Annotated in this window: 1 protein-coding gene; it reads left to right on the top strand. The window is 72.3% G+C overall.

What is annotated here, in order from left to right; translation table 11 throughout:
- Positions 1-3,320: amino acid adenylation domain-containing protein (locus tag QYS60_RS25595; RefSeq protein ID WP_371384638.1), on the top strand; the 3,320-nt coding region annotated here is incomplete at both ends.

Below are 3,320 nucleotides of genomic sequence, written 5' to 3'. Positions count from 1 at the left end.
GGGCGGCGCTCGACGCGTCGGTGCCGCTGCGGGTGCTGTTCGAGAACTCGACCGTCGAGGCGTTGGCCGCCCGGATCGACGGGCACGACGGCCCGGCGCGACGGGCCCCGCTGGTTCCGCAACCCCGGCCCGAGCGGGTGCCGCTGTCGCTCGCGCAGCAGCGGATGTGGTTCCTCAACCGGTTCGATCCCGATTCGACGGCGAACAACATCCCGGTCGCCGTCCGCATGTCCGGCCGGCTCGACGTCGCGGCGCTCGAGGATGCCGTGTGCGACGTCCTCGCCCGCCACGAATCCCTGCGCACCGTCTACCCCGACCTCGACGGATACGGCTACCAGAAGGTGCTCGCCCCCTCCGAGGTCCGCGTCTCGCTCGAGGCGGTGCACATCGATCGGGCGCAGCTGCCCGACGAGCTGCGGGCGCTGGCGGGCACGCACTTCGACGTGTCCACCGACGTCCCGATCGTCGTGCGGCTGCTGTGCCTGAGCCCCGAGGAGCACGTGCTCGTCGCGGTCATGCACCACATCGCCGGCGACGGCTTCTCGATGGGCCCGCTCACCCGCGACATCATGGTCGCCTACGCGGCCCGGTCGCTCGACAACGAACCCGCCTGGGAGCCGCTGGAGATCCAGTACGCCGACTACACCCTGTGGCAGCGCGACGTGCTCGGCTCGGAGGACGACCCGGACTCGCTCGTCACCCGTCAGCTCGAGTACTGGAAGCAGGCGCTCGGTGGGCTGCCGGACGGCCTCGACCTGCCGACCGACCGCCCCCGGCCCGCGGTGGCGACGAATCGTGGTGCGACGCATCGGCTCACCGTCGACGAGTCGCTGCACGCCGCGCTCGGCCGATTCGCCGGCGAGCAGCGCGCGACGGTGTTCATGGTGGTCCACGCGGCCCTGGCGCTGTTGCTGGCCCGTCTCGGTACCTCCCGGGACATCGCCGTCGGCACACCGGTGGCCGGCCGCGGGGAGCGCTCGCTCGACAATCTGATCGGCATGTTCGTCAACACCCTGGTGCTGCGTACCGAGGTGGACACCGCCGACACCTTCGCGGACCTGCTCGCCCGGGTGCGCGAAGTCGACCTCGGGGCCTTCGCGCACGCCGAGGTGCCGTTCGAGCGGCTCGTGGACGTGCTCGCGCCGGAACGCACCCAGGCCCGGACTCCGCTGTTCCAGGTCATGCTGGCGTTCCAGAACATCGGCGACGTGGCCCTGGAACTGCCGGGGCTGTCCGTCGCGCAACTGCCCCTCGACGGCGGCGTGTCGAAGTTCGACCTCATGTTCACGATCCTCGAGGGTCAGGCCGCCGGCACCGACGCGGGCGCTCTCGCCGTCGAGATCTCCTACGCCACCGACCTGTTCGACGCCCCGACGATCGCCGCCGTCGGCGACCGGTTCGTCCGTCTGCTACGGCTGGCGACCGAACGACCCGACGTGCCGGTCGGCGACCTGCCGATGCTGCCGGGCGCGGAACTCGACGCGGTCGAGCAGCTTTCGCACGGTCCCCGTCGCGCGCTCGACGCCGACGCCACCCTGGTCGATCTCCTCGCCCGGCAGGCCGCCCGCACGCCCGACACCGTGGCCGTGGAATCGGGCGAGTCGACGTGGACGTACCGCGAGTTCGGTTCCCGGGTCAACGCCCTGGCGCGGTATCTCGTCGCGCACGGCGCGGGACCGGACACCGTGGTCGCAGTGGCCGCGAGCCGCTCGACGGAGATGCTCGTGGCGATCCACGCCGTCCTGGCCGCGGGGGCCGCCTACGTCCCGCTCGACCCGGCCCAGCCGGCCGACCGGATCGCGTATGTCCTCGAATCCGCCTCGCCCGTAATGGTTCTCACTCGTACCGGGCGTGAACGTCTGCCGGGCGTCGGCGCGGTGCCGATCGTCGCGCTCGACGAGGCCGACACCGCCCCGTACGGCGACGCGCCCCTGACCGACGCCGACCGGCTCGCGCCGCTGCGCCCGGATCATCTCGCGTACGTGCTCTACACGTCCGGGTCCACCGGTCGGCCGAAGGGCGTGGCCGTGCCGCACGCCGCCGTGGTCCACCAACTGCTGTGGATGCAGGACGAGTTCGGCCCGGGCGCCGGCGACGTCCTGCTGCTCAAGACCCCCGCCACCTTCGACGCCTCGGTCTGGGAGATCTTCCTCCCGCCGCTGGTGGGCGCCCGGATCGTGGTCGGCGCACCCGACCTGCACCGCGACCCCGCCGCAATGGCGGCAGCGATCGGGCGGCACGCCGTCACGCTGGTCCAGTTCGTGCCCGCCGTGCTCGACGCCGTGCTCGAACACCTCGACCGGACGACCGCCGCGTCCCTGACCCAGGTCTTCTGCGGCGGCGAGAGCCTCCCGGCCGAAACCGTCGCCCGGTTCCACGCACTGAACGACGCGCCCGTCCACAACCTGTACGGACCGACCGAGACGACGATCCAGACCGTCCACCGGACGGCCGGATCCGGCGACACCGCAACGGTTCCGATCGGTACCCCGGTATGGAACACCGGCGCGCTCGTGCTCGACGAACGGCTGCACCCCGTGCCGCTCGGCGTCGCCGGCGAGCTCTACCTCACCGGTCCCCAGCTGGCGCGCGGCTATCACGGCCGTCCGGACCTCACGGCCGATCGATTCGTCGCCGACCCCTGGTCCAGCGGCGAGCGGATGTACCGCACCGGCGACCTGGTGCGGTGGACCGCCGCAGGTGAGCTCGACTACCTGGGCCGGACGGACCTGCAGGTCAAGTTGCGCGGTCTGCGCATCGAACTCGGAGAGGTCGAGTCGCAGCTGACCGCCCTCGACGAGGTGCGCCAGGCCGTCGCCGTGGTGCGCGAGGACCCGCGCTTCGGACCGCAGCTGGTCGGTTACGTGGTGCCCGAGCCGGGCATCGACTTCGACCCCGCCCGGGCGAAGGACGCGCTCGCGACCGCGCTGCCGTCCTACATGGTGCCCTCGGCCTTCGTCGCCCTGGATGCGTTCCCGCTGAACGCCAGCGGCAAGATCGACCGGCGAGCGCTGCCGGCTCCGACCTTCGAAGCGCGCACCTTCACCGCGCCGCGGACCCCGGTCGAGGAGATCGTCGCGGGCGTCTTCGCCCAGGTACTGGGTGTGCCGCGGGTCGGCCGCGACGACGACTTCTTCGATCTCGGCGGCAACTCCCTCGTCGCGACGCAGGTCGCGGCCCGTCTCAGCGACGCGCTCGACGCGTCGATCCCGGTGCGGGCACTGTTCGACGCCCCGACTGTCGAAGCCCTCGCGGTGCGGGCCGAGCAGGAGGCCGGCGCGGGTCGCCGCACCCCGCTGGTCCCGTACGAGCGGCCCGAG

Source organism: Rhodococcus sp. GXMU-t2271, assembly GCF_041414735.1.
GTDB lineage: Bacteria > Actinomycetota > Actinomycetes > Mycobacteriales > Mycobacteriaceae > Rhodococcus > Rhodococcus indonesiensis.
The sequence above is the reverse complement of the archived record's forward strand: the minus strand, read 5'-3'. Positions and strand labels throughout refer to the sequence as shown.